This window comes from Viridibacterium curvum (assembly GCF_039544165.1).
GTDB classification, from domain to species: Bacteria; Pseudomonadota; Gammaproteobacteria; order Burkholderiales; family Rhodocyclaceae; genus Viridibacterium; species Viridibacterium curvum.
Genome location: NZ_BAABLD010000008.1, coordinates 1,086,229 through 1,111,761, shown reverse-complemented (window position 1 = coordinate 1,111,761; position 25,533 = coordinate 1,086,229). Strand labels below are relative to the sequence as shown.

The 25,533-nt window shown below is 63.5% G+C and carries 21 protein-coding genes; 17 read left to right on the top strand and 4 right to left on the bottom strand.

The genetic code is table 11. From position 1 onward, the window contains the following. The first annotated feature begins 18 nt into the window (after positions 1 to 18). The 3 genes from ABEA02_RS12955 (at position 19) to ABEA02_RS12945 (ending at position 4,955) form a co-directional block, all read left to right on the top strand. Positions 19 to 2,100 carry a M3 family metallopeptidase gene (locus ABEA02_RS12955; protein WP_345533404.1) on the top strand — a complete coding sequence of 694 codons (2,082 nt, stop codon included), beginning with the start codon at positions 19 to 21 and terminating at the stop codon, positions 2,098 to 2,100. 82 nt (positions 2,101 to 2,182) lie between these two features. Next, the gene (locus ABEA02_RS12950; RefSeq protein ID WP_345533403.1) at positions 2,183 to 4,375 is read left to right on the top strand and encodes a methyl-accepting chemotaxis protein; all 2,193 of its coding nucleotides are present in this window, start codon (positions 2,183 to 2,185) and stop codon (positions 4,373 to 4,375) included. 118 nt (positions 4,376 to 4,493) lie between these two features. Further along, positions 4,494 to 4,955: a glutaredoxin family protein gene (locus ABEA02_RS12945; protein ID WP_345533401.1), complete on the top strand. Its 462-nt coding sequence runs from the start codon at positions 4,494 to 4,496 to the stop codon at positions 4,953 to 4,955. Between the two features lie 27 nt (positions 4,956 to 4,982). Here the strand turns inward: ABEA02_RS12945 and ABEA02_RS12940 are convergent, their stop codons facing one another. Beyond that, positions 4,983 to 5,960 (bottom strand): Gfo/Idh/MocA family protein, encoded by a 978-nt coding sequence (locus tag ABEA02_RS12940; protein ID WP_345533399.1) that lies wholly within the window; start codon positions 5,958 to 5,960, stop codon positions 4,983 to 4,985. 107 nt (positions 5,961 to 6,067) lie between these two features. Here ABEA02_RS12940 and ABEA02_RS12935 point away from each other — a divergent pair, with 107 nt between their 5' ends. The 6 genes from ABEA02_RS12935 (at position 6,068) to ABEA02_RS12910 (ending at position 11,199) form a co-directional block, all read left to right on the top strand. Further along, a complete protein-coding gene (locus tag ABEA02_RS12935) occupies positions 6,068 to 6,646 on the top strand; it encodes a DUF4347 domain-containing protein (protein ID WP_345533398.1) in 579 nt (192 codons plus the stop codon). A 161-nt stretch (positions 6,647 to 6,807) separates the two neighbouring features. Next, positions 6,808 to 7,362: a D-glycero-beta-D-manno-heptose 1,7-bisphosphate 7-phosphatase gene (gene gmhB / locus ABEA02_RS12930; RefSeq protein WP_345533396.1), complete on the top strand. Its 555-nt coding sequence runs from the start codon at positions 6,808 to 6,810 to the stop codon at positions 7,360 to 7,362. A 12-nt stretch (positions 7,363 to 7,374) separates the two neighbouring features. Then, positions 7,375 to 8,130, top strand: a complete 756-nt coding sequence (locus ABEA02_RS12925; RefSeq protein ID WP_345533395.1) for a lysophospholipid acyltransferase family protein — start codon at positions 7,375 to 7,377, stop codon at positions 8,128 to 8,130. An 11-nt stretch (positions 8,131 to 8,141) separates the two neighbouring features. Next, complete coding sequence (locus tag ABEA02_RS12920; RefSeq protein WP_345533394.1) at positions 8,142 to 8,873, top strand: M48 family metallopeptidase; 732 nt, start codon at positions 8,142 to 8,144, stop codon at positions 8,871 to 8,873. 16 nt (positions 8,874 to 8,889) lie between these two features. After that, positions 8,890 to 9,273, top strand: coding sequence for a lactoylglutathione lyase (gloA, locus tag ABEA02_RS12915; RefSeq protein WP_345533393.1), 384 nt, complete (start codon positions 8,890 to 8,892; stop codon positions 9,271 to 9,273). A 468-nt stretch (positions 9,274 to 9,741) separates the two neighbouring features. Then, a complete protein-coding gene (locus ABEA02_RS12910) occupies positions 9,742 to 11,199 on the top strand; it encodes a glycoside hydrolase family 88/105 protein (RefSeq protein WP_345533392.1) in 1,458 nt (485 codons plus the stop codon). A 95-nt stretch (positions 11,200 to 11,294) separates the two neighbouring features. Here the strand turns inward: ABEA02_RS12910 and ABEA02_RS12905 are convergent, their stop codons facing one another. Next, positions 11,295 to 12,878 (bottom strand): GGDEF domain-containing protein, encoded by a 1,584-nt coding sequence (locus ABEA02_RS12905; RefSeq protein ID WP_345533391.1) that lies wholly within the window; start codon positions 12,876 to 12,878, stop codon positions 11,295 to 11,297. 599 nt (positions 12,879 to 13,477) lie between these two features. Here ABEA02_RS12905 and ABEA02_RS12900 point away from each other — a divergent pair. From ABEA02_RS12900 to ABEA02_RS12880, 5 genes are all read left to right on the top strand, one after another. Next, positions 13,478 to 15,202 (top strand): DUF1800 domain-containing protein, encoded by a 1,725-nt coding sequence (locus tag ABEA02_RS12900; protein WP_345533390.1) that lies wholly within the window; start codon positions 13,478 to 13,480, stop codon positions 15,200 to 15,202. A gap of 60 nt (positions 15,203 to 15,262) precedes the next feature. Beyond that, the gene (locus ABEA02_RS12895) at positions 15,263 to 16,663 is read left to right on the top strand and encodes a DUF1501 domain-containing protein (protein WP_345533389.1); all 1,401 of its coding nucleotides are present in this window, start codon (positions 15,263 to 15,265) and stop codon (positions 16,661 to 16,663) included. A 67-nt stretch (positions 16,664 to 16,730) separates the two neighbouring features. Further along, entirely contained in the window at positions 16,731 to 17,843 is a 1,113-nt protein-coding gene (locus ABEA02_RS12890) for a glycosyltransferase family 4 protein (protein WP_345533388.1), read from the top strand. Then, on the top strand, positions 17,840 to 19,003 hold the full coding sequence (locus tag ABEA02_RS12885) for a glycosyltransferase family 9 protein (protein ID WP_345533387.1): 1,164 nt from the start codon (positions 17,840 to 17,842) through the stop codon (positions 19,001 to 19,003). Before ABEA02_RS12890 ends, ABEA02_RS12885 begins: the two co-directional genes overlap by 4 nt. Beyond that, positions 19,000 to 19,611 carry a DUF4254 domain-containing protein gene (locus ABEA02_RS12880; protein WP_345533386.1) on the top strand — a complete coding sequence of 204 codons (612 nt, stop codon included), beginning with the start codon at positions 19,000 to 19,002 and terminating at the stop codon, positions 19,609 to 19,611. Before ABEA02_RS12885 ends, ABEA02_RS12880 begins: the two co-directional genes overlap by 4 nt. Positions 19,612 to 19,614: 3 nt before the next feature. Here ABEA02_RS12880 and ABEA02_RS12875 read toward each other — a convergent pair whose 3' ends face one another. Together ABEA02_RS12875 and ABEA02_RS12870 are read right to left on the bottom strand one after the other, a co-directional pair. Next, positions 19,615 to 20,634 carry a glycosyltransferase family 9 protein gene (locus ABEA02_RS12875; RefSeq protein ID WP_345533385.1) on the bottom strand — a complete coding sequence of 340 codons (1,020 nt, stop codon included), beginning with the start codon at positions 20,632 to 20,634 and terminating at the stop codon, positions 19,615 to 19,617. Between the two features lie 23 nt (positions 20,635 to 20,657). Continuing rightward, the gene (locus tag ABEA02_RS12870) at positions 20,658 to 21,767 is read right to left on the bottom strand and encodes a glycosyltransferase (protein ID WP_345533384.1); all 1,110 of its coding nucleotides are present in this window, start codon (positions 21,765 to 21,767) and stop codon (positions 20,658 to 20,660) included. A 136-nt stretch (positions 21,768 to 21,903) separates the two neighbouring features. On the opposite strand from ABEA02_RS12870, the gene ABEA02_RS12865 reads away from it, so the two are divergent. The 3 genes from ABEA02_RS12865 to ABEA02_RS12855 are packed head-to-tail and all read left to right on the top strand — an operon-like array spanning position 21,904 to position 25,327. Then, positions 21,904 to 23,115: an O-antigen ligase family protein gene (locus ABEA02_RS12865; RefSeq protein WP_345533383.1), complete on the top strand. Its 1,212-nt coding sequence runs from the start codon at positions 21,904 to 21,906 to the stop codon at positions 23,113 to 23,115. Continuing rightward, positions 23,112 to 24,332, top strand: coding sequence for an O-antigen ligase family protein (locus tag ABEA02_RS12860; RefSeq protein ID WP_345533382.1), 1,221 nt, complete (start codon positions 23,112 to 23,114; stop codon positions 24,330 to 24,332). Before ABEA02_RS12865 ends, ABEA02_RS12860 begins: the two co-directional genes overlap by 4 nt. Beyond that, entirely contained in the window at positions 24,329 to 25,327 is a 999-nt protein-coding gene (locus tag ABEA02_RS12855) for a glycosyltransferase family 9 protein (protein WP_345533381.1), read from the top strand. The genes ABEA02_RS12860 and ABEA02_RS12855 overlap by 4 nt, the downstream gene beginning before the upstream one ends. Positions 25,328 to 25,533 lie beyond the last annotated feature (206 nt).

Sequence of the window (25,533 nt, the reverse complement as noted above, 5' to 3'; positions counted from 1 at the left end):
ACGGAAGCAAAAACCCCGATGAGCACCCCCAATCCCCTGCTGCAAACCCATGGCCTGCCGCTGTTCGACGCGGTTTCCCCGGAACATGTCGCCCCCGCCGTCCAGCAGCTGCTGGCCGAAAACCGCGCCCTCGTGGCCAAGCTGGAAAGCGGCACGGAAACGCCGGACTGGGACAGCTTCGTAGCCCCACTGGTCGATGCGGGCGAGCGTTTCTCAAGGGCCTGGGGGGTAGTGGGCCACTTGCACAGCGTGATGGACACGCCCGAATGGCGTGAGGCCTACAACGCCCAGCTGCCCGAGGTATCGCGCTACTACGCCGAGCTGGGCCAGAACCTCAAGCTGTTCTCGCGCTACAAGGCGCTGCGCGACAGCGCCGCCTACGACAGCCTCAGCCCCGTACGCCGTCGCATCATCGACAACGAAGTGCGCGATTTCCGCCTGTCTGGCGCCGAACTGGCTGACGACCAGAAACCGCGCTTCCAGGCCATTGCCGAAGAGCAGGCCAGCCTCGCAGCCAAATTCTCGGAAAACGTGCTCGACGCCACCAACGATTTCAGCTGGCTGGTGACCGACGCCGCGCAGGTCGCCGGCATCCCCGGCGACGCGCTGGCTGCGGCTAAAGCCGCAGCAGACAAGGCCGGCAAGCAGGGCTGGCTGTTTACGCTGCACATGCCGTCCTATCTGCCGGTGCTGCAATACGCTGACGACCGCAGTCTGCGCGAGACCCTTTACCGCGCCTACGCCACGCGGGCTTCGGAATTCGCCTCCGACGGCGTCAGCCCGACAACACACCCCGAGTGGGACAACGCGCCCAACATCGACCGCATCCTCGCCTTGCGCAACGAGGCTGCACAGATGCTTGGCTACCGCAACTACGCAGAAGTCTCGGTGGTCCCCAAAATGGCTGAGTCGCCCGAGCAGGTGCTGGACTTCCTGCGCGACCTCGGCCGTCGCGCCAAGCCCTTTGCCGAGCGCGACATGCGTGAGCTGCGCGACTTTGCGCTGAGTCTGGGTCTTGCCGACCTGCAGCCCTGGGATGCCGCCTGGGTGTCGGAAAAACTGCGTCAGGACCGCTACGCCTTCTCCGAGCACGAAGTAAAGCAGTACTTCCCCGAGCCCTTCGTGCTGCGCGGCCTGTTCGGCGTGATCGAGAATCTCTACGGCGTGAGCATCACGCCCGACGAAGCGCCCAAGTGGCATGAAGACGTGCGCTTCTTCCGTATCGAGCGTGAGGGCCAGCTGGTTGGGCAGTTCTACCTCGACCTCTACGCGCGCGAAAGCAAGCGCGGCGGCGCCTGGATGGATAGCGCCGTCACGCGCCGCCGCATCAGCTCGGGCTTGCAGACACCCGTCGCCTACCTCGTCTGCAACTTCCCCGGTCCGGTCGATGGCAAAGCCCCGACCTTCAGTCACGACGACGTCATCACCCTCTTCCACGAAGCCGGCCACGGCCTGCACCACCTGCTCACACAGGTCGAGGAGTATCCGGTGTCAGGTATCGCAGGCGTCGAGTGGGACGCCGTCGAACTGCCCAGCCAGTTCATGGAGAACTTCTGCTGGGAATGGGATGTGCTGCAAGGCATGACCTCGCATGCCGAAACGGGCGCAAAAATCCCGCGAGCCCTCTACGACAAGATGATCGCAGCGAAGAACTTCCAGAGCGGCATGCAGACCGTGCGCCAGCTGGAGTTCGCGCTGTTCGACATGCGCCTGCACCACGACTACCAGCCCGGTGGCGACAAGCGCATGCTTGACGTGCTGGCCGAAGTGCGTGCCGAAGTGTCGGTCATCATTCCGCCGGCCTGGCATCGCTTCCCCAACAGCTTCAGCCACATCTTCGCGGGTGGCTACAGCGCGGGCTACTACAGCTACAAGTGGGCCGAGGTGTTGTCGGCCGACGCCTTCGCCGCCTTCGAGGAAGCCGCACAGGCCAGCCGTGGCAGCGTCGTTGATCGCGCCACTGGCGAACGCTTCGCCAAGGAAGTGCTAGGCGTTGGTGGCTCGCGCAGTGCGCTGGAGTCGTTCAAAGCCTTCCGCGGCCGCGCGCCTCAAGTCGATGCGCTGCTGCGACATAGCGGGATGGTCACGGCCGAGGGTTGAGCGCTCCAGGACACGGCGGCCGGGTCAAGATCTGGAGGAAACGACCGTAAACCCCGACTGATACCTATCGCCGGGGGCCGCCATGCGCTTTCGCACAAGCATTCTGATCTTTGGGGCCTTTGCTGTCCTGGCCGCAGCTGTCGCTGGCGGTTCGGGCTTTTACGGAGTGCGGCTCCTGCGCGGTGAGCTCGAGAAAAGCCTTGGATCGTCGAGCATTCTGCGTAACCAGATGCAGGCCGACATGATGCACGACGCCCTGCGTGCCGACGCACTGAATGCCGTGCTGTCAGCACGCAATCGCGACGCGGAAGCGCTCAAATCCGTAGCAAGCGACCTCGAAGATCACATCAAGGACTTCAACGAGGCCATCTCGGCCATTGCGGCAGCACCGCTTCCCGCTGACATACGCAAGGTCCTTGATGACCTTGCCCCGGACTTGCGGGACTACCTCGCCAAGGCTCGCAGCATCGTCAAGACAGCGAGTCAATCTGATCGTCTGGCCGAGGCTGAACTCCCTGCATTCATTGCCGCTTTCGAGAAGCTGGAAACCTCGATGGCACAGGCTGGGGACCTGATTCAGGCACGTCAGGAGGCCGACGCCAACGAAGCGCGACAACACGCTGACAGTCTGGACGCCAGCATGGGCGTGCTGCTTTGCGTTGTCGTCATCGCGGTCGTCATTGCCATCATTTTTATCCAGCGCAGGCTGTTTGCCATGTTGGGTGGTGAGCCAGCCTATGCCGCCCGCGTCGCCAGTCGCATCGCACAAGGCCATCTGGACGATCAGATCGTCGAGACGGTGAAGGCGCCGGACAGTGTGCTGGCGACCATGAGACGCATGCAGCAATCCTTGCGTGAACGCCTGGAGGCCGAACGCACGATCGCCGCGGAGAACTTGCGCATCCGTAACGCGCTCGACAATGCCTCGACCAGCATGATGCTGATCAGCCCACAGGGCGACATTGCGTACTGCAACGAAGCTGCACGAAACCTCTTGTCGCAGACCCTCATGCGCGCGCAACAGGGCAGTTCGCCATCCCTGATAGGCCAGCCGCTGGCGGCCCTGATTCCCGATGCCTCGCTGCGCCAAAGCCTGCTTGATGCGCAAACGACGCGCAGTGCTGAGTGGCGCCCAGAAAATCTGGTGCTGAAATTGTCGGCAAGCCCGGTCATGGACGGACAGGGGCAACGTCTGGGGACCACGCTCGAGTGGCTGGACCGCAGCGCAGAGGCACGCAGCGAGGCCGAGTTCGACAGCGTGCTGTCGGCAACATTGCGCGGTGACTTCTCGCAGCGGCTGAATCTGGAAGGCAAGAGTGGATTCTTCCGCGACAACGCCGAGCGGCTCAACGCACTGCTCGACGCCGTGTCGAACGGTCTGCGCGATGTTGCGGGGGTGCTTTCCGCGATGTCACACGGCGATCTGACGCAAACCATCACGCGAGACTACGATGGCCTGCTGGGCGAACTGCGCAACGACACCAATTCCACCGTAGCCCGGTTGCGTGACTTGATCAGCGGGATTCAGGACGCCACGCACCTGGTTAGCCGGGCCGCCAGCGAAATCGCCAGCGGCAACAACAACCTCTCCGCACGCACGGAGGCACAGGCCGCCAGCCTTGAGCAGACCGCCTCGACCATCGAGGAGCTCAATGCCACGGTGAGTCGCAACGCCGAAAATGCGCATCAGGCCAGCACGCTTGCCAATGACAGCAATAGCGTCGCGCATCGGGGCGGCGCCATGGTTGCGCGCGTCGTCAACACCATGCATGCCATCCAGGGGGCCAGCCGCAAGATTGCCGACATCATCTCCATCATCGACAGCATTGCCTTCCAGACCAATATCCTCGCGCTTAACGCAGCTGTCGAGGCAGCACGCGCTGGCGAGCAGGGTCGCGGCTTCGCAGTGGTAGCGTCCGAGGTGCGTAATCTCGCGCAGCGCAGCGCCGCAGCGGCGCAAGAGATCAAGTCATTGATTGCCACCAGCGTGGGAGAGGTGGATGAAGGCGTGGGCCTTGTCAGCGACGCGGGCCAGACCATGACCGAGATCGTCAGCAGCTTCGAAAACGTCTCCAACCTGGTGGCGAACATTTCGTCCTCCAGCCGGGATCAGGCGCGCGGCATTCAGGAGATGGTCAGCACCATTGCTCGCCTCGATGAGACGACGCAGCAGAATGCCGCACTGGTCGAACAAGCCGCAGCAGCCGCGGCAAGCCTGTCCGAGCAAGCACGAGAGCTCGGCGAAACGGTGGCGACATTCCGTCTGCGGAGCTGACGCGGGTCCGTCAGTCCGCGACGGACAGCCCGCCTACCGACAGGCCTGCCGGCAGTGCTAGAGTGCGCTTGGAACGCCTTGTGCCCATCCTCTCGCCCGGCCTGATGGAGACTTCTGCATGAAAGCATTGCTTGCCCTTCTGACCTGCCTGATGGTCGCGCAGACTGCGGTAGCCCAGGTCTATCGCTGGGTCGACAAGGACGGCAAGGTTCACTACGGCGACCAGCCCCCACCCGAGCTCAAAAGCGAGAAACCCAACCTGCCGAGCAATTCCGTAGGTCAGCAGGAAGGCAGCTACGAGGCCAACAAGGCCGCGCAAGCCGCCCCCGTGACGCTCTACACTGCCCCTGACTGCAAGGACCTCTGCGACAAGGCACGCGCTCTGCTCAAGAAGCGCAAGGTACCGTTCAGCGAGAAGTCCGTCACCAGCAAGGAGCAACTGGCCCAGCTCGGCAAACTCACCGGCAGCAAGGAGCCGCAGGCTCCCTCCGTCACGATAGGCAGCAAGGCCATCGAAGGCTTCTCGGAAGGCGGCTGGAACGGCGCGCTCGACACCGCCGGGTACCCCAAGGCGCCCTGACCCGCGTTCAGTCAGTCTGCGCGCGCCTTACGGGAGACGGCCTGTCACGCTGTCCATCACCCACGCCGTGCGTACGCCGCAGTCCCCATCGACGACGCACTGACCGCGACCGAGCAGATGGTCCGTGATTTCCTGAATCAGCCCTTGGTGCACATGTGGTGGATTGGCGATGGTGAACGCCTGCTGCCCCTGCGCATTCTCCAGCAGCACCGGCGCATCGCTGAACATCGCGAATCGCAGCGTGCCTTGTGTGCCGCGCAGCACGACCTCATCAAGGTCCTCCGCGGCGGCAAAGCACCACTGCCCTACCCCCTGCAAGCCCGAAGCAAAGCGGAAGCTCGCGCTGACCGTGTCTTCGGCCGCGTAAAAGCCGCCCTGATTGCTGACCTGGCCTGAAGCCGCTGCAATCGGACCGAACAGAGCATCGAGAAAATCGAACAGATGCGGCGCCAGGTCCCAGAAATGTCCGCCACCGGAGAGTGCCGGATCAAGGCGCCAGACCTGCGCCGGGTCACGGTCCTGCGCTGACGGCGGGCGCAGCATCTGCACACTCACCAGCCGCACGGCGCCGATGGCCCCCGCATCCACCAGCGCCTTGATCTGCTGGTAGCGCGGCATGCAGCGCCGATAGTACGCAATGAACAAGGGTACGTTGGCCAGGCGGCAAGCGTCGGCCATGAAACGCGACTCGGCATGCGACAGGGCCATCGGCTTCTCGACCAGCACCGGCTTGCAGGCGGCGGCGCACTGCAGGACCAGGTCCTTGTGCGAGGACGGCGGCGTAGCGATGTAAACGGCATCGACATCCGGATCGGCGATCAGCTGCGCCGCGTCGTCGTACCAGCGCGGCACAGCGTGGCGTCGCGCATAGTCTTCCGCCAGCGCAGCGTTACGTCGCATCACCGCCACCAGCTGCGAACCCGCAGCCTTCTGGAATCCGGGGCCGCTCTTGACTTCGGTGACTTCACCGCAGCCGATGATGCCCCAGCGTATTGTTGACAGCACTTGAGGGTTCCCTTCAGGATCAATTCTCGAAGCGCATTGCTTCATGATAAGTGCGGGCAGGCGCTTGCTGCTTGCACATTCACACATTCTGTGACGGAGGCGGCGTCGTGATCACCATTCCTCACCCATCCCTGGCATTGAACTCCATCGATTTTGATCCAGCGTTCCACTACGCCCTGCAATATGAGGAGACGATTTATCTCTCACACTCTGTCCGTGCCATCGTCACGATCATTTTAGTCTGCGCCAACAACTCCGCAGACCGCCTGAACGTCGTCATCAACTCTCACGGTTTGCCTGGCGAAATCTACCTGGGCGAAGGGATCGTCGATTGCCAGTGGGCAGCGCTGGAACCCGAATTGATGAGACTCCGGGGGCGCATCAACACACTTTATCTGTGCTGCTGCAAGGTGGCCAGTGGGCCGGTCGGCGCTGCATTCTGTCAGCGGCTCGCCGACCTCATTGACGCCAATGTTATCGCTTCAGAAATGTATCAGCGATCGACAGGCTGGGATCACGAGTTCCTCAGCAACAGAACTCCGCGCGACATGATTGACGACTTCGAGGGCATGACCTGGCGTTTCAGGCCGAATTTGCCGAGAGTCCAGTTCAGCTTCGTCCCGGTGACCGTCTCGTATGAGGGGCGACTTGCGCCGATGACTTGCTCGGCTATCGCCGGCTCCTGACGCGCGCGAAAACCGCGCTCCGCTTGATTGCGGCACCCGCCGGGATGGCGATTTGTCTTCGTGGTCGACGGGCTCGTCACCGATTCAGCTGCGTCAGGGCGAAGCCAGAGGTGCCCTCAATACCCGTTCGGTCGGTGCCGCCAATCGGCTAAAATTGATGCATGAAACTCATCATTCTCGATCGCGACGGCGTCATCAACGAAGATTCCGCGCAGTTCATCAAGTCGCCGGAAGAGTGGCGTCCCATCCCCGGTAGTCTTGAGGCCATCGCCCGCCTTGATCAGGCCGGCTACCGCGTCGTGGTGGCGACCAACCAGAGCGGCGTTGGTCGCGGCCTGTTCGACATGGATACGCTCAATGCCATCAACGACAAGATGGTACGCGCCGTGGCGCAAGCCGGTGGTCGCATCGACGCGATCTTTTTCTGCCCGCACCCGGCCGACTCCACCTGCGATTGCCGCAAGCCCAAGCCCGGCATGTTCCTGCAGATCGCCGAACGCTTTGGTGTCGAGCTGACCGGCATGCCCACCGTGGGCGACAGCCTGCGCGACCTGCAGGCTGGCGTGGCCGTAGGCTGCACCCCCTACCTGGTGCTGAGCGGCAAGGGCACCAAGACCGCCGTGGACCCCGACCTCCCCGCCGGGACCAAGGTCTTTCCTGACCTCGCCCACGTCGTCGACCACCTGCTCGCACGCAAGCCCGCGATTCCCAACTGATTCTCTTGCCGCATGCTCAACCTGATCCGCTCCACCCTGTTCATGATCCTGCTGACCCCTTTCACCATCGTGTACGGGGTCTTCGCGATGTTCACCTTTCCGCTGCCAGCCCATACTCGCTACAGGATCATCACCACCTGGTCGTCCATCGCCATGTGGCTGATCCGCAATGTGCTGGGCATCCGTCACCGCGTCGTCGGGCAAGAACATCTGCCCACCGCGCCGGCCGTCATCCTCTGCAAGCACCAGTCGGCGTGGGAGACGATCTCGCTGCAGACCATCTTTCCGCCAGTCGCCTTCGTACTCAAGCGTGAGCTGTTGCGCATTCCCTTCTTCGGCTGGGGCCTGGCGCAGATGCCCATCATTTCCATCGATCGCAGTGCGGGCAAGGATGCGCTCAAGCAGGTCGTCGATCAGGGACGTGACCGGCTCACTGAGGGCTTCTGGGTTGTCGTCTTCCCCGAAGGCACGCGCGCACCCATCGGCGCGGCCAAGCGCTACAAGATCGGCGGAGCAACCCTGGCAGTCGAGACCGGCTCGTTGGTTGTTCCGGTTGCACACAACGCCGGCGAGTTCTGGCGCCGCAATGCCTTTATCAAGCGACCCGGTGAAGTCGTCGTCAGCATCGGCCCCGCCATCAGTACGGCAGGTCGCAGCGCCGAAGAGGTGAACGCGCAGACCGAGGCGTGGATCGAGGGCGAGATGCGTCGTCTGTTTCCGCATCATTACACCGGCACACCTGCCGCCGCGGTAACGGCCGAGGCCTGAACACATCAGACATGAGTGCAGGGCAAGTGCGTCAGATCGTCCTCAAAGGACGTCTCGTCGACTACACCCTGCACCGCCGCGCCCGCCGCACGCTCGGCATGACCATCGACGACCGCGGCATCACGGTCAGCATCCCGACGCGCGCAAGCATTGCCGAGACGGAGCGCTTCCTGCTCGAACGCAGCAACTGGGTGGTCGAGAAGCTCGCAGAATGGGCTGCACGACCAAAGCCGGCGAGCTTTGAAGTGGCCGATGGCACACGCTTCCCCATGCTGGGCCAGACCTGCACCCTGCATCTGTCACACGGCGCGCCGCATGTCGAATGGGTACAGGGCGTCGGCAAGCGCGAAGTGCATCTGCGTGTCCGTCCCAAGGAAGCCCCGCGCCGCGCCCTGCTGCGTGCCGTGCAGAACTATGCACTGGGATACTTCGGGGGACGCATCGAAGAATATGGCTGGATGCTCCAGCGGTACTCACCGGGCCTCGAACTGCCCGCGCTCCACCTTACCAATGCCCGGACACGCTGGGGCAGTTGTTCGCGCATCAGCGGCATCCGTCTCAACTGGCGCCTCATCCATCTGCCCAATGCACAAGTCGACTACGTCGTCGCTCACGAGCTCGCACACCTCATCGAAATGAACCACTCGCGACGCTTCTGGGAAGTCGTCGAACTGCTGTACCCTGACCACCCCCAAGCACAGGCCGCACTGCGCAACGCGCACAAGATCATCCCGGCCTGGTAAACCAAGGAAAACTCCCATGCGCGTACTGCACACCATGATCCGCGTCGGCAACCTCGACGCCTCGATTGCCTTCTACACCGAAGTGCTGGGCATGCACGTCATCCGCAAGTCTGACTACCCCGAGGGCAAGTTCACCAATGTCTTCGTCGGCTACGGCGATGAATCGGAGCACGCTGTCATCGAACTGACTTACAACTACGGCGTCGAGAGTTACGACATCGGCACCGGTTTCGGCCACGTTGCCATCGCCGTGCCTGATGCTTACAAGGCTTGCGCAGACATCAAGGCACGAGGCGGTGTGGTCACGCGCGAAGCGGGGCCGATGAAGCACGGCACCACGGTCATTGCGTTCGTGCAGGATCCGGACGGTTACAAGATCGAGCTGATCCAGCGCGGCTAAGCTCCCCTCCGCAAGCGCCGGCCTGGCTTGTTGCGACGCAAGACGTCGCCACAAGGTGTACGACATGCAAGCCCGCTGTTACGACAAGAAATGCCGCTCGTCGGAAAGCCGGCATATGCCAAAGGTGCTCACCTGACAGCGGAGACATTCTTCCGCAATGCGGCAATACTTGGAATGTGCGGCCCGTTTGCATTCGCAGCACTCCGTAAAACCATTTGTCATTTCAGCAAATGCCAAATGATTTTTGCGACAAAAGCCTTCCATCGTCCGCAATGCACGAATCTCCGCCACAGCCATCTCCGTGACATGCACGGCAGCTAGGATGGGTGCTCGGCTAGGTTGTTGAAATCAATCAACAAAAACGACAGGGCCGTCAAATTCGCCGCGCCGCGTGCTGGCGAATGACTACGGGGGCGGGCGCACATCAGCGCGCCTGACATTCGTTCATCGATTTTCAGAGAGGGAATGATGTTCAAACGCTATAGCTTTGCCATTCATAAAGCCGCGCTTGCCTTGACCAGCGCAGGTCTGCTCCTGGCTGCCGTCGGCACGCAAGCCGCACCGCTCGCCAGCGGAACCGTGGGCGTCAAGACGGCCAACTACATGATGAACACCTGGCCCAACGTCGACGACTACAGCTGCGGCAACAAATGCTTCAGCCTGCAGTACGCCACGGTACCCGCCACCCCGAACCCCAAGTTCTGGGAGTACACGAACGGGGTGCCTCTGCTGGGTGTCTGGAAGCTCTATGAGCGCACTGGCAACATGGCCTACTTCAACTACGTCAAGAAGTACGTCGACACATACGTTGATGCGAACGGCGTCATCAACTACGGCACGGTCAATGCTGCCACCGGTGCAGTCGGCAAGAATGATCCGACCATCCAGGACGTGATCCAGCCTTCGCAACTGCTGTTCGGTCTGTACGAAAAGACCAAGGACACGCGTTACCTGAACGCCATGATCGCCACCCGCAAGGTGATCGACACGATCAAGAAGAATTCGGCTGGCGCCTTCTGGCACAAGCCGGCTTATGCCAACCAGCAATGGCTGGACGGCATCTACATGACGCAACCGTTCCTCGTCCGCTATGCACGTCAGTATGGCGACAAGGTTCTGCCGGGCGATGCCGCGACTGCGTACAACATCGCGACAAACCAGATCAAGATGCTGCACGAGCACACCTTCAATGCCGCCAAGCTGCTGCACTACCACGGCTGGAATGGCGCTGAAGACGGCATCTGGGCCGGTCTGGACGGCGTGAAGGGCAAGACCGCTCCGTTGCCGACGCTGCAGGTGTCGCCGATTCTCTGGAGCCGCTCGATTGCCTGGTACTTCATCGGCATCGTCGACACGCTGGAGTACCTGCCGAAAGATCACCCGGACTACAAGAAGCTCTACACGATCCTGTCCTACATTGCTGACGGCCTGACGCGCCAACAAGACGCCAGCGGCTTGTGGTGGCAAGTGATCGACGTGCGCAATAACAAGCTGCCGGCCAACGGTGGCTATCCTGGCGAGAACATCGCTGCGCAACCGAACTTCCTGGAAACCTCTGCCAGCGCCTATTTCGCGTACGGCTTCGCCAAGGCAGCGCGCCTCGGCCTGCTGGATGACGGCGCCAAAGCTGTTGCCAAGAAGGCCTGGGCTGGCGTGAAGACGCGCATTGCCATCGACGGCAACAACGTCAACATCAAGGGCACGGTCGTTGGCATGAGCCTCGGTGGCACATTCAACGCCTACACCAACGTGGATTCGCGCACCGATCTGAGCACCGGCCCGCTGCCCGCACCGGCTGACCAATGCACGGCCATCCCGCCGCGCGGCACGTCGGCTCCGCTGGTGTGCAAGTTCGTGTTTGTGCGCGAAAACGTGCCGCAAGGTATCGGTGCCGTGCTGTACGCAGCCAGCGAGCTGGAGTTCTAACTGTGTCGCTGTGACTGGGCCGCTGCGCAGTCACTCGCTACAGACAAAAGAAAAGCCCCTCATGGGGCTTTTCTTTTCTGGGTGTGTCGAGACAGCTACGGACTGTTGCCGGCCTCACCGGCACGCATCACCCGATTGCGCCCGCCACGTTTCGCGGCGTACAGGGCCTCGTCAGCCGCCGCCATCAATTCAGCCATGCTGGGATAGCCGGGATAGCCTGCGACACCCGCGCTGAAGGTCACGCTGAAGTGCCCATCGTCAAAGGCGTGCTGGATGTTCGAGAAGGCCATACGCATCTCGTCGAGCTTGGCCGCCGCCGCCTCCATCTGCGTGTCGAGGAAGATTACGACGAACTCCTCGCCGCCATAACGCCCTACCACGTCAGCGCGACGCACATGCTGCTTGAGGAAGTGAGCAATGGCGCGAATCACCTGATCGCCGACCATGTGACCATAGGTGTCGTTCACCGTCTTGAAGTGATCGATGTCGAGGATGGCGTAAGACAGCGCGCTGTGCTGCCGCTCAGCCATCAGCATGGCCTGCTGCAAGAGCGCCTTGGTGCGCACGTGGTTGTATAGGCCGGTGAGGCTATCTTCCACCATCAAGCGGCGCAGGCCGCGATAACGCTCGGCCTTGGCGATCACCACGTTAGCGAGGTGTGTCTGGCTGATCGGCTTTGTCAGGTAATCATCACCGCCATTGCGCATGGCCTCCAGTTGCACGGCCTCACTGGTCTCGGCGGTCAGGTAGACGATGGGGATCGACTCCCAAACACGGTTCTGGCGGATGATCTTGGCCACTTCCAGCCCGTTGCAGCCTTCCATGTGGAAGTCGAGCAACAACACGTCGGGCGAGAACTCCTCCATCGCGTCCAGCACGCGCGGCGCATGGCGCAAGGTCTCGACATGGATGTTGGAAAACGGAATCAGCGCCTTGCGGATCGATGCCAGCACGGTCGCAGAATCGTCGAGCACCAGCACCCGATAAGGCTCTTCCTTGACGCGGAAGCTCAGTGGGTCGAGCGCATCGGCCACGCCAGCCGGCTGCAGTGGCGCCACAAAAAAGCCTTGCGAGCCATGCCGCACTGCTTCGAGGCGCAACTCGAAGCTCGCCTCGCGTGCTACGGCAAACCATTTGGGTCCGTAACGGTTGAGTTCGCTGATCAGCGACAGTGTGCTGCTATCCCCTTCGGCGCCCAATTCGATAAGCACCGCCGTGGCACGGCGGGTGATGGCGGACTGCATACCGCGTCGGTAGTTGGCGTGCACCTGCACGCGGTACCCGAATGCCGTCATCTGCGTTGCAAAATCACCCCACTCAGCCTCGTTCTGCACCAGCAGCATCACGATCGGCAACCCAGCATCGGGCTGACTGCCTTCCTTCTTCTGCCAACGATCGCTACATGCCTCACGCACTGCAGCAAACACACCCGGTAGCAAGCGGTCGACCGCAGCCTTTTCCTCTTCCCCCGGGCCTTTGACTGCTGGCAGCAGGTCGCACAGCGGCATCAGTTCTTGCTCGATGCGCACCAAACCCTGCTGGCGCGCCAGCACCAGCAGCTTGTCGCACTGCGCAGCAAAGCCTGACCAGGACTGGCCGGCATCGCGTGTCTGCCAGATTTGCTGCCAGGCCTGGACGAGCGCCGTCCAGATAGCGTGAATTTCGATCCGGTTAACCATGTCGTCGCGTCAGTTGCGCGAAGTAGCAAAAATCGGGAAGTGCCCAAGCTTTATCGGCCGCAGCACAGCAACACTGAGGGTTACCACTGACCCGGTATCGGCAATCGCGATCCGCCAAGCTGCCGGGGTACTCGATACGAAGCTCAAGCCACTGAAATGTCTGCACATTTCGCAATCAGCCCAAACCAACGTACGGCACAGATCGCGCAAGATATCAGGAGACAGACGATGCAAAAAGCATTCCGCAACGTTGCGCCTGTGCTAACCATGGCCTCCCTTGGTCTCGGCGGCCAGGCCGTCTTGCGTGACAGCAGCAACAACTTCAGCACACGTCACGCCTACGCCCCCAACAACCGCAGCGAGCGGACTCTGATGCTCAGCAACCTCAAGTCCCAGAGTGGCTGGCCGACGTACCGATTGTGCCAGCGACTCAGGTGCGCAGCCGCACACCGCAAGGGTGCTGTTTTTCTGCAGATGGGGCCGCCACCATACGCAAGTCAGGGAACACACCGCCTGTCTTTCAGCCATAACCTGCTGGTAAATTTATCGTTATTGTTGATCAAAGCTCGCAGAAGCCGCCCATCTTGAGGAGACCACCCTTGTTCCGTCCGCTGCAATTGTTGGCACTGGCAGTCGCCCTGCCACTCCTGCTGGCCTCCTGCGCCAGCCACATGAGCTGGCCGAGCGAGCCAAGAGCCATTCCGCGCCCGGCACGGCTGGCGAGCACGGAGCCCGCGCCGACACCGGCCGAGGCTTCGCGCTTCCTGCAGCAGGCCACTTTCGGCCCGAGCATGGGCGAAATCGAGGCGCTGACGAGGAGCAACTTCAGCAGCTGGGTCGACCAGCAGATGGCAACGAAACAGACGCTGACTGCCCCGCTGATCGAGCCGTACTACAAGGCATTGAAGAAGGGCGAGAACCTCAAGCAGGACCAGTATTTCTCGGCGTTCTGGAAGACCTCGGCCACTGCGCCCGACCAGTTGCGCCAGCGCGTGGCCTTCGCGCTGTCCGAGATCTTCGTGATCTCCATGGACGGCATGCTGGACGTGAAGATGCGCGCCATTGCCAACTATCACGACATGCTCGCGCGCAACGCCTTCGGCGACTTCCGCACGCTGATCGAAGAGGTGTCGCGCCACCCGGCGATGGGCGTGTATCTCTCGCACCTCAGGAACCTGAAGGAAGATCCGGTGAAGGGCCGCGTGCCGGACGAGAACTACGCGCGCGAGGTGATGCAGCTCTTCACCATCGGCCTGCAGGAGCTCAACCCCGACGGTACGCTGAAGCTGCGCAACGGTGAGCCGATCGAGACCTACACGAACGAGGACATCACGGGGCTCGCCAAGGTGTTCACGGGCTTCTCGTACGGCAGTTTCGAGCGCGCGGATCAGGACTTCCATAACGCAGGGCGCAATCCCGACTGGGAGATCCGGCCCATGGTCGGCTACAACCAGTTCCACTCGGGCAGCGAGAAGCGCTTTCTGGGCGTGACGATTCCGGCCAGCCAGTTCCCCAGCGCCGATGACGATCTGAAGATCGCCATGGATCGCCTGTTCAACCACCCCAATGTCGGCCCCTTCTTCGGTCGCCAGCTGATCCAGCGCCTCGTGACGAGCAACCCGAGCCCGGCCTACGTACGCCGCGTGACGGAAGCCTTCAACAACAACGGTGCCGGCGTACGCGGCGACATGCAGGCGGTGATTCGCGCCGTGCTGCTGGACCCTGAGGCGCGCTCGGCGGCCTCGCTGAAAGACGCGGGCTTCGGCAAGGTGCGCGAGCCCATCTTGAGGTTGTCGCAATGGATGCGTGCCTTCAACGCCACGTCGATTGCAGGTAACTTCGACATGTACAACACCGACAACCCCGGCAACGCGCTGGGTCAGAGCCCGATGCGCTCGCCAACGGTGTTCAACTTCTACCGTCCGGGCTATGTGCCGCCGGGCAGCATGGTCGCCAAGCGCAACATGGTGGCACCGGAGATGCAGATCGTCAGCGAGAGCTCGGTGGCGGGCTATGCGAATTTCATCCAGAGCGTGATTGACGGCGGTGTAGGGCGTGCGGCCAACAACAAGCGCGACATCCAGCCTGACTACAGCGCGCAGATGGCGCTGGCCGATTCGACCGACAGACTGGTAGCGCATATCGACCTGTTACTCACCGCCAGCCAGCTTTCGCCCGAATCGCGCCGCCGCATCAGCGAAGCGGTGAATGAGATCCGCATCCCCGCGAACAACCCGACGCAGGCCGAGAACGCCCGACGCAACCGCGTGAAGCTCGCGACCCTGCTGACCATGGTGTCACCCGAGTATCTGGTGCAGAAGTAACGCCGTTCCCCTCTCCCGCGAGCGGGCGAGGGGAGCTGAAACCGACAAGGACGCTGAAACATGAGCCACAACACCCGCCGCGAATTTCTCCGCCACAGCGCCGCCCTCGCCACCTTGCGCGCCGTTTCGCCCTGGGCCCTGCAACTGGCCGGTATCGGTGCTGCCGCAGCCGCGAGCGATCCCAGGGACTACCGCGCCATCGTCTGCCTCTTCATGCGTGGCGCCAACGACTGCCACAACACCGTCGTGCCACTCGATCGCGCGGGTTACGACGGCTACGCCGCTGCGCGGCAGGACATTGCGATTCCTCGTAACGAACTGCTGCCGATCAAACCCGGCAACGCACAGGGCCGCGAGTTCGGCCTGCACCCTTCGCTCGCGCCCGTGCAGGCGCTGTTCGACAAGGGCAATGCCGCCATTCTCGCCAACGTCGGCCCGCTGATCGTACCGATCAAGGATGCCAACACGTTTCGCAGCACCACCATCGCGCGCCCGCCCAAGCTCTTCTCTCACAACGATCAGGAGGCGATCTGGCAGGCCTTCTCGCCCGAGGGCGCCAAGATGGGCTGGGGCGGCAAGATGTGCGACCTGCTCTCCGGCATGAATGGCAAGCACACCTTCACTGCCATCTCGACTGCGGGCAATGCCGTCTTCCTCGCCAGCGAGAAGACTGTGCAGTACCAGATCACCAACAGCGGCGCCGTCGCCTTCAACCGCCTCGCTGCGAAAGACATCTACGGCTCGACCAAGGCGGCCGAGGCGCTGCGCGCGCAGATCCAGTCCGGCGCCAGTGCCATGGGCGGCGAAGTGCTGGCGCAGGAATACGGCAACGTCGTGGGGCGCTCCATCGAAGCGCAAGGCCTCGTCTCCGCCGCACTGGCCAAGCTGCCCGAGAACGACGCACGCATCGCCCTGCCGGCTGATCTCGACAAGGACCGCCTCGCCCAGCAGCTGCGCATCGTCGCGCGCATGATCGGCGTGCGTGAAGACGAGAACATGCAGCAGCGCCGCCAGGTCTTCTACGTCTCGCTGGGCGGCTTCGACACGCACGACAACCAGCTCGCCAAGCAGGCCGAGTTGCTGACCTCGGTCGGCAAGTCCATCGCCTACTTCCAGCAAGCCATGGAAGCACTGGGCGTCGCCGACAAGGTGACGCTGTTCACCGCCTCGGACTTTGGCCGCGCACTGCTCAACAACGGCGACGGCACCGACCACGGCTGGGGCGGTCACCACTTCATCGTCGGCGGCGCAGTCAAGGGCGGGCAGCTCTATGGCCAGTTCCCCGAAGTCGCGCTGCGCACCAGCACCGACGTCGGTAATGGCCGCCTGTTGCCGACGACCTCGGTCGACCAGTACGCCGCCACGCTGGGCAAGTGGATGGGCGTGTCGCGCAGCGATCTGCCTGTCGTGCTGCCCAACCTGGGCAATTTCGCATCGGCCGATCTGGGGTTTCTGGGCTGAGGCCGGCGCCGGGTCGGCCCCTGGGTGGCAGGTATAATCCCGGCCGAACCACGCCACCAGCCCCCAGATGACTCACGCCTCACGCCCCCTGCACATCGTCCACACAGAATCATCCTGCGGCTGGGGCGGGCAGGAAATCCGCATCCTCGAAGAATCGCGCGGGCTCATCGCACGCGGCCACCGCGTCACCATCGTCGCGCCCGAGGTCTCCAACATCTTCAAGCGCGCCAGCGAGTGGGGCGTGCCCGCCGTGGCCCTGCCGCTGCTGAAGAAGCGCCCCGGCCCGCTGCTGGCCCTGCGCCGCTGGCTCAGAGCGAATGCCGGCGACATCGACGTGATCAACACCCACAGCTCGACCGACAGCTGGCTTGCGGCGCTGGCCCGCGTCGGTCTGGGTCTGCCCATCGTGCGCACGCGCCACATCTCGGCGCCCGTCACGGCGAGCCGCGCCAACCGCTGGCTCTACGCCAAAGCCGCTGCGCATGTCGTCACCACCGGCGAACAACTGCGCCGCGAGCTCGTCGACAACCTGGGCGTCAGTGAAGCGCGCTCGACCTCCATCCCCACCGGCATCGACACCACGCGCTTCGTGCCCGGCGACAAGCTCGCCGCACGCGCCGCACTGGAGCTCGACGCCAATGCATTCTGGGTCGGCATTGTCGCCACGCTGCGCAGCTGGAAGGGCCACGCCTACCTGCTCGAAGCACTCGCCAACATCAACGACCCACAGCTCAAGCTCGCCATCGTCGGCGACGGCCCACAGCGCGACAACCTGCGCGCCAAGGTCGCTGAGCTCGGGCTGGAAAGCCGCGTGCACTTCGCCGGCGAACAGAAGAACGTACCGACCTGGCTGCAAGCCTTCGACGCCTTCGCCCTGCCGTCCTATGCCAACGAAGGCGTCTCGCAAGCCGTCATGCAGGCCATGAGCGCCGGCCTGCCGATCATCACGACGGCCGTCGGTAGCATGCGCGACATCATCATCGAAGGGCAGACCGGCATTCTGGTGACGCCCAAGGACAGTACCGCGCTGGCACAAGCCGTTCGCCAGCTGCGCGAACAGCCCGAACTCGCAGCACAACTGGGCGCAGGCGCGCATGCCTTTGCCATCGAGCATTGCGGCCTGCCTCGCATGCTGGATCGCATGGAACGCGTTTTCCTGAATGCCGCAACGACGCCATGAGCCGCCTTCCCTCCCGCCTCCTGCTTGCGCCACTCCTCGCACTGGGCAGCCTGCGCCGCCTGTTCGGCAAGCGCGGCTATCCGGATCACCCGAAACGCATTCTCGTCGCGCATCACCTGCTGCTGGGTGACACGCTGATGCTGGCGGCATTGCTGGCCAAGCTGCGCCATAACCATCCGGATGCCGAGATCGTGATGAGTTGCCCGCGCGCCATCGCGCCGCTGTTCGCCGCGAACCCGTGGGGCGTGCGAGCTGTGCCGTTTGATCCGCGCAAGGTCGGCACGCTGCTGCGCTTTGCGTTGCGGCGCGGCTTTGATCTGGCAATGGTGCCCGGTGACAGCCGTCACAGCCTGCTGGCGCGCGCCGCAGGCACGCGCCACGTGGTCGCACAGGCCGGTGACAAGCCGAAGTACAAGAACTGGTTCGTCAATGATCAACGCGCGTGGCCCGAGACGGCGACCGCACTGCCCGAGATGTTCTCGGCGCTGGCACAGGGCAGCGAGCCGCCGCCTTACTCGCCGGAACAGTGGCCACTGGCGCCGTGCCGCGACTTCGAGCGTCCCAGCGGCCGCTACGCCGTGCTGCACCTGGGCGCGAGCAGCCCGCTCAAACTGTGGCCGGCTGATCGCTGGCATGCGCTGGCCGAGATACTCAAGGCCGATGGCATCACGCCCGTATGGAGTGGTGGCCACAACGAAGCCGCGCTCGTGACCGCTGCGGATCCGGAAGGCCGCCACCGCAGTTACGCGGGTCAGCTCGATCTGCTGCAGCTTGCCCATCTGCTGGCGGGCGCCTGCCTGCTGGTGAGCCCCGACACGGGTGTGGCGCATCTGGGGCGCATCACCGGTACGCCGACGCTGACGCTGTTCGGCCCGGGCTCCGAGTTGCTCTGCGCGCAGTCGCGCTTTTTCGCCAACATGCCTGCGCAATCGCTGTCGGTGTTCATTCCCTGCCGCAACCAGCGCGTGCTGTTTCGCCGCACACTCAAATGGGTGCGACGCTGCGGGCGTGGCTTCGACGCCAGTGGCTGCACGCCGAATGACCCGGTCGCGCCTCACTGCGGCAATGCCCTGTGCATGGTCGCCGTTACGCTGGACGCGGTGCTCGCGGCCTGCGACCAGCTTCTCTCTTCCTCACCTTCCGCCGGAACTGCCTCATGAGCTCTCTCGCCACCAGCCTGCGCGCTGCCGACATCCTCGCCTTCCACGACCAGTGCGTGGCCAATCGCAGCTGGGCCAAGCAGTCGCCCGCGCAGTTCTCTGACGGGCTGTGGCAATTCGTCGAACTCAATCACCGCTTCAACAACCTGCTGTGGGACGAAGAAGACCTGGCGCGCCGCAAGGACGTAGCCGACAGCGAGATTGCCGCCAACAAGCGTGCCATCGATGGCTACAACCAGAAACGCAACGACGCCATTGAGCGCATGGACGAGGTGATCCTGTCGACGCTGGCCAACGTCACGCCGGCCAGCGACGCGCGCCTCAACAGCGAAACCGCCGGCAGCATGATCGACCGCATCTCGATCATGGCGCTGAAGATCTTCCACATGGGCCTGCAGACGCAGCGCAGCGACGCCAGCGCCGAACACATCGCGACCTGTCAGGCCAAGGTGGCGCGGCTGACCGAGCAGCGCAACGACCTCGCGTCGTGCCTCGAAGCCTTGCTGGCTGACTGCGCAGCGGGCAAGGCCTATTACAAGGTCTATCGCCAGTTCAAGATGTACAACGACCCCACGCTGAATCCGTATCTCTACGGCGGGGCGAAATAGGCCTCAGCCGTCGATCAGCGCAGCGAGCTTGCCGAACACGGCCTCGTCGCTGAGTTGCGCAACGGCCTGCCCGGCTTCGAGGTAGTGCGCACGCGGGCCGATCGGCCCCCATTGCGACGGCGAAGGCGACACGTCGGTTTCGGCAAAAAAACCCAACACGCCGCCGGGGCTGGCCGCCGCGAAGTGCATCAGACCGCTGTCGGGGAAGATCGATGTGCGCGCATGCCACACCAGCGCAATCGCTTCGTCGAGCGGGCCACGGAAGGGCACGATATGCGGATTGTTGGCCGCCAGTACGGGCTCGGCCACATCATCGTCACCAGGGTAAAGCGGGTTGTCGCTCTTGCCGGGCGTCCACATGAAAACGGTCTTGAGCCCCCAGCGACGCTGCACTTCGTCGGCCCAGCCGAGCACCTGCTGCGTCGTGGGCTGTTTCTTGGCACGCCGTGCGCCGAGACCCAATACGACATAGCCTCCCGCAGCAAGTCCGTTTCGACCGAGCCATTGGCGCGCAAACGCGGCACTGCGCTCGGGCAAGTGATACAGCGGCGCCGGCAGGGTCTCCGGTACACTGAGCCCGAGGGGGGTGGCCAGCGCAGCGAGGCGGCGGCTCTCGTGCATGTCACGTGGTGCGCTCATGGGGTGCGTGAGGCGCGGCCAGTCCACCGCCGACTTGCAGTAGGCTACGGTGCTACGCCCGCGCAGGGACAGGCCGCGCTCGATGGCGCGTGGCGACTCCTCACCATTGCCGACGAGTACCCAGTCGTACTTTTCGCGACGCATCTGCCACAGCATCTTCGCAGTCTGCAAGGCGGCACCAATGCGCAAACGACCTGCGTGGCGCACGCGCGGCAAGGCCCAAACCCGGTGAGGCTGCGTATTTCCCTCCAGCACCCATGCGTTGTAGTCATTGGCAAGCACGTGGATCTCGGCTTGCGGCAGCCCCTGCCGCAACCAGGCCAGCATGGGAGTGGTGAGCAGCATGTCGCCGAGTTTGTCGCGTTTGACGATGAGGATCTTCATGAGACGGTGCGGGATGTCGCGAATCAGGGAATGAGCTTCAGGTATTCGTTCGCCACGACCGGCGCCTCAAAGCGCGCGAGGCTGGCCACATCGATGACCGGTGGTGTTGCGTAGCAAGCTGCAAGGCGTGCCGCAAAAGCTGTGGCGTCGCCGCTGGGGACAAGCATCTGCGGCATGCTGGCGAGGATTTCGCCGGGCCCGGCCGGGCAGTCGGTCGCCACCACGGGCGTACCGAGCACCAGCGCCTCGACCAGCACATTGCCGAAGCCTTCGTAGGCCGATGACAGGGCCAGCAGGCGTGCGTGGCGGATCCACGGATACGGGTTAGCCTGGAAGCCGGCAAAGATTACGCGCTCAGCCACACCATGCTGCTGGGCCAGCTGACGGATACGCGCTTCGTCGCGCCCCTTGCCGAGCAGCACGAGCGGACAGGTGAGCCCTGACGCCGCATAGGCTTCGATGAGCAGATCCTGGCGCTTCTGTTTGAGCGTGAAGGCGCCGATGTGCAGGATGTAGTCCTGCACCGGGGGTGTAAAGGGCTCAACAGCGCGTACGCGCACAACTTCGAAATCGAAGGGGTTGTAGATCGTGCGCAACGCAGCGGGGCGCACCTTGACGAAGTCAACGAGGTCTTGCCCCACCCCCGCCGACACGCCAATGACCTGGCGCCCGTCGTACATGCGCTTGGCATGCCAGATGCGCGCCAGCTTCTTGCGCCAGCTGTTGTTGCGGATGCCGTTCTGCATCGACAGCGCGTTGTGGATGACGTGGTGGATACGCGGATCACGAATGCGTGAAAGGATGCGGTCGATGCGCGGCAGGGCGGACAGGATCAGGTCGACATGACCCTTGTCCGCTTCGATGCGTGACAGCAGCGCACGGAAACGCCGTACGTTGTCGTTGTCGGTGAGGCGGCTCAACAGGCGGATGCGATGACGCTCGGCCGGGTGCAGGCGATGCACCGTGATGCGCGGGTCGACCGCGAACTCCACGATGTCCTCGTAGATCACGATGCTGACGCGATGACCCAACGCGATCAGGGCCTCACCAAGATTGACGACCACCTTCTCTGCGCCGCGCCCGATGAGGGAGTCGATCGCGAGCAGGATGTGACGGACGGGATGTGAAGACATGAGGGACGTGTCGGGCGGCTGGCTGGCGCGCAAGAAACAAAGGACGTCATTGTAAGCGAGCCAGAACGGGGCAGGCCCTGCGCTATCATGGCGCACCCCGGGCAGCGCCCGACCCCGTTCAGACCGAAGCCAGCCAATGCTCCATACCCCACGCGCCCTGCACAAGGCCGAACTGATCCTGCTGTGCCTGTTCGCCATTGCGCTCCCGCTCGTCGAAGCGCCCAAGAACATATTCCTGCTGAGCTATGTCGCCCTGTGGGTCACACTCAGCGTACGGCAGCGCAACTGGGGCGAGCTGTCTGCGGGCTGGAACGCCACCTTCGCCGGAATCCTCGGTGCCGCCAGCCTGAGCGTGCTGCTGTCTGACCCCTACCCGCACAAGTGGAGCGAGGTGCGCGACATCATGTGCTACCTCGCATTGGGCTGGACGCTCGCGCGCAGCACGCTGTCGGGTCGCGATCGCGTAACCCTGATTGTCACGCTGATCGCCGCCACCCTGGTCGGCGCCGCACAGGGCTACTGGCATCTGGCGATGGGTATCAAGGGCTCTCTGCAGCTGCACTCGGTCGGCCATGTCAATCACTCGGCGCTCTATGCCATGGGTGTCGCAGTACTGGCGATTGCCCTTGCAGCCAACGGCCCGACGCTGATGAAGCCGCTGTGGCGACGCGTCTGTTTTGCGGTTGCGCTCGTGCTGCTGGCCGTCATGATTTCCTTCGCCAGTCGCGGTGCGCTCGTTGCCTACGGCCTCACCGCCGCCGCGCTGCTCGTCTGGCTGGCGCGCCAGCATCGCATCCGCCTGTGGCCCGCCCTGCTGGGCGCCATCATCGTCACAGGCGGCATGCTCAGCGTAGATCGCGCGATGGTCGTCAAAACCACTCAAAACCTTGAGGCCGGCGGCTATACCACGGCCGGCCGCGTCGAAGCCGCGCGCACCGCCATCGAGTACTGGCGTCAGAAGCCCGTCACGGGCATCGGCGCCGCCAACTACGGTGCCGTGTCACCCGCAATGGTCGAGGGCTGGCTCAAGGCGCGCGGCGAAGTCTTCGTCCAGCGCAATTTCCTGTTCTCATCCCACGCACACAGTATCTACTTCAACACCCTGGCCGAACGCGGCGTCATTGGCGTAGTCGCCCTGCTGGCCCTGTTCGGCATGTGGGCAGCGGCCCTCGTGAAGCTTCGCCCCTGCCGCGAGGCCAGCGACGCGCACTGGCTGGGCTGGAGCGCCGGGGTGGCCGGCTTCGGCCTGGTCTTCATCGGCGGCGTGTTCAATACCACCCTGCACCACGAACACGGCATGCTGGGCATGGTCTGTCTGGCCATGTTGCTGGGTTGCAAACGCACATGACCCTGCTGCCCCCCGCGCCGCGCAGTGCTTCACGCACGGAATTCGTGCTGCTGTGCTTGTTCGCCATCGTGCTGCCGCTGGTCGAAGCACCCAAGAACATATCGCTGGGCCTCTTTGTACTCGCCTGGTTCGTGCACAGTGCGCGCCAGCGCCAGTGGGGCGGGGCCATCTCCTTGCTCGACCTGAGTCTGGGAGCCATGCTGGCGTCGGCACTGCTGTCAGGCTTCGCCACCGCGTTCTTCAAACCCATCACCAAGGAGCTGGGGGACATCGTCAGCTACCTTGTGCTCGGCTGGTGCGTATCGCGCACGGCGCTGAGCTCACGCCAGACCTTGACCCTCGCCCTGTGCCTCATCGCCGCAACGCTGGCCGGGCTAGCCGAAGGCTATTGGACCCTGTGGCAAGTCCCCAAACGCATCGCCCTGCAACTCAACTCGGTCGGCCACGTCAATCACTCCGCGCTGTATGCGGTCGGGATCGTCATGGTCGCACTGGCTTGTTATCTGCCGCAACGCAGCGCACTCAGCAAACGACAACAGCTCGGCGCCGCACTGACCGGCCTCGTCTTGCTCGCCAGCATGCTTGCCTTCGGTAGCCGCGGAGCCTTGCTGACCCTGGCCTTCGCTGCGGCGGCTTTCGTCTGGCTGCATCACCGCGTACGCCCACTGCCCTGGCTGCGCCTGCTGCTCGTTGCGGCAATCGTCGGCACACCGGTGCTGTATCTCAAGAGGGACATGCTCGAAAAAACCCTCATCAATTTCAGTGCAGGTGGCAGTGTGACGGCCTATCGCGCCGAAACCGCGCGCACTGCAACCGAAACCTGGCGCCACGCACCGTTGCTGGGCGTCGGCCCCGGCAACCTGCCAATGATCGACCACGCGCAAATTGCCGCATGGCTTGGCGAACGCGGCGAACCGTTCAATCCTGCGCGCTACACCAACCGCCTGCACGCCCACAGCCTCTACTTCAACACCCTCGCCGAGCGCGGTGCCCTGGGGCTGGGAACTCTCATCGCCTTCGGCGCTCTGTGGTCATGCCTGCTGGTCCGTCAGCGGCCGAGCGCTGCCGCAGCGGCGGAGCACTGGCAACGCTGGGGCATCGGTCTGGGTGGTTTTGCCATTGTCTTCATCGGCGGCCTCTTCAACACGACGTTCCACCACGAGCACGGCATGCTCGCCATGCTGTGTCTGGGCATGCAGAAGGACATCCGTACGTGAAAGCCCGCCGCATTCTCGTCATCCGTCGCGACAACATCGGCGATCTTGTCTGCACCCTGCCAATGATCCAGCGCCTGCGGCAGAAACATCCTGACGCCTGGATCGGCGCCCTTGTGACGCGCTACAACGCCGAGGTATTGCGCGGCCACCCCGATCTCGACGCGGTGTACACCTACACCAAGCTCAAGCACCTGCAGCATGGCGAGAGCCGCATCGGCGCTTTCATCGACCGCCTGCGCGTGCTGTGGCGCCTGCGCCACGCCGATCTCGACCTCGTGCTGTTGCCTGCCAGCGGCACACAAGCCAGCGCGCGTCGCATGGCAAGGCTTGTTGGCGCTGCCCGCGTCGTCGCGCAGGACGACGTTCAGCCCGACCCCGCTGCCCTGCACGAAGTCGAACGCACAGCGAACATCCTGCGTGCGCTGGACATCGCACCCAAACCAGGCCCTGCCCGCATGCAGGTCGATGCCAGCCTGCAGGACACACTGCGCACACAACTGCTCGACAATCTGCCCGAGAATGCCCGGGTCATAGGCCTGCACATCAGCTCGCGCAAGCCCTCGCAGCGCTGGCCCGCCGAACGCTTCATCGAACTCGTGCAGCGTCTGCACGACAGCCAGCCGGACACGCGTTTCCTGCTGTTCTGGTCGCCGGGTGACGAAAGTAATCCCTTGCACCCCGGCGACGACGGCAAGGCGCGCGGCATTCTCGACGCTTGCCGCGAGCTCCCCCTCATTGCCTGCCCGACGAAAAGCCTCGCCGAACTCATCGCGGGTCTGTCGCTATGCGACCAGTTCGTCTGCTCGGACGGCGGCCACATGCACCTCGCCGCCGCACTTGGCAAACCCATCGTGTGCCTGTTCGGCAAATCGGACGCCGCGCGCTGGCATCCCTGGGGCGTGCCCTACAAGTTACTCCAGGGCGAAGCAGAAGATGCAAGCCGCATTTCAGTCGACGAAGTTCTGGCGGCCTGCGCATCCGTGCACCAGGCCTGAAATTCCAGCCAGCAAAACGCATGACTCTTGATTCGCGCCCCCTGCCCTTCAGGGCAGGGGGCGCGGCCGTCCAGTGCAGGCCTGCTTTCTGAAGGCGCATGACCTGCGCCAGATCAGGAAATGCAAAATCCTGTTAAGCCGAAGCGTTTCCCCTCTGCTAACCTGCCAGCCGACTGGTGCCCGAGCGCCAGCTGACAAGAATCAGG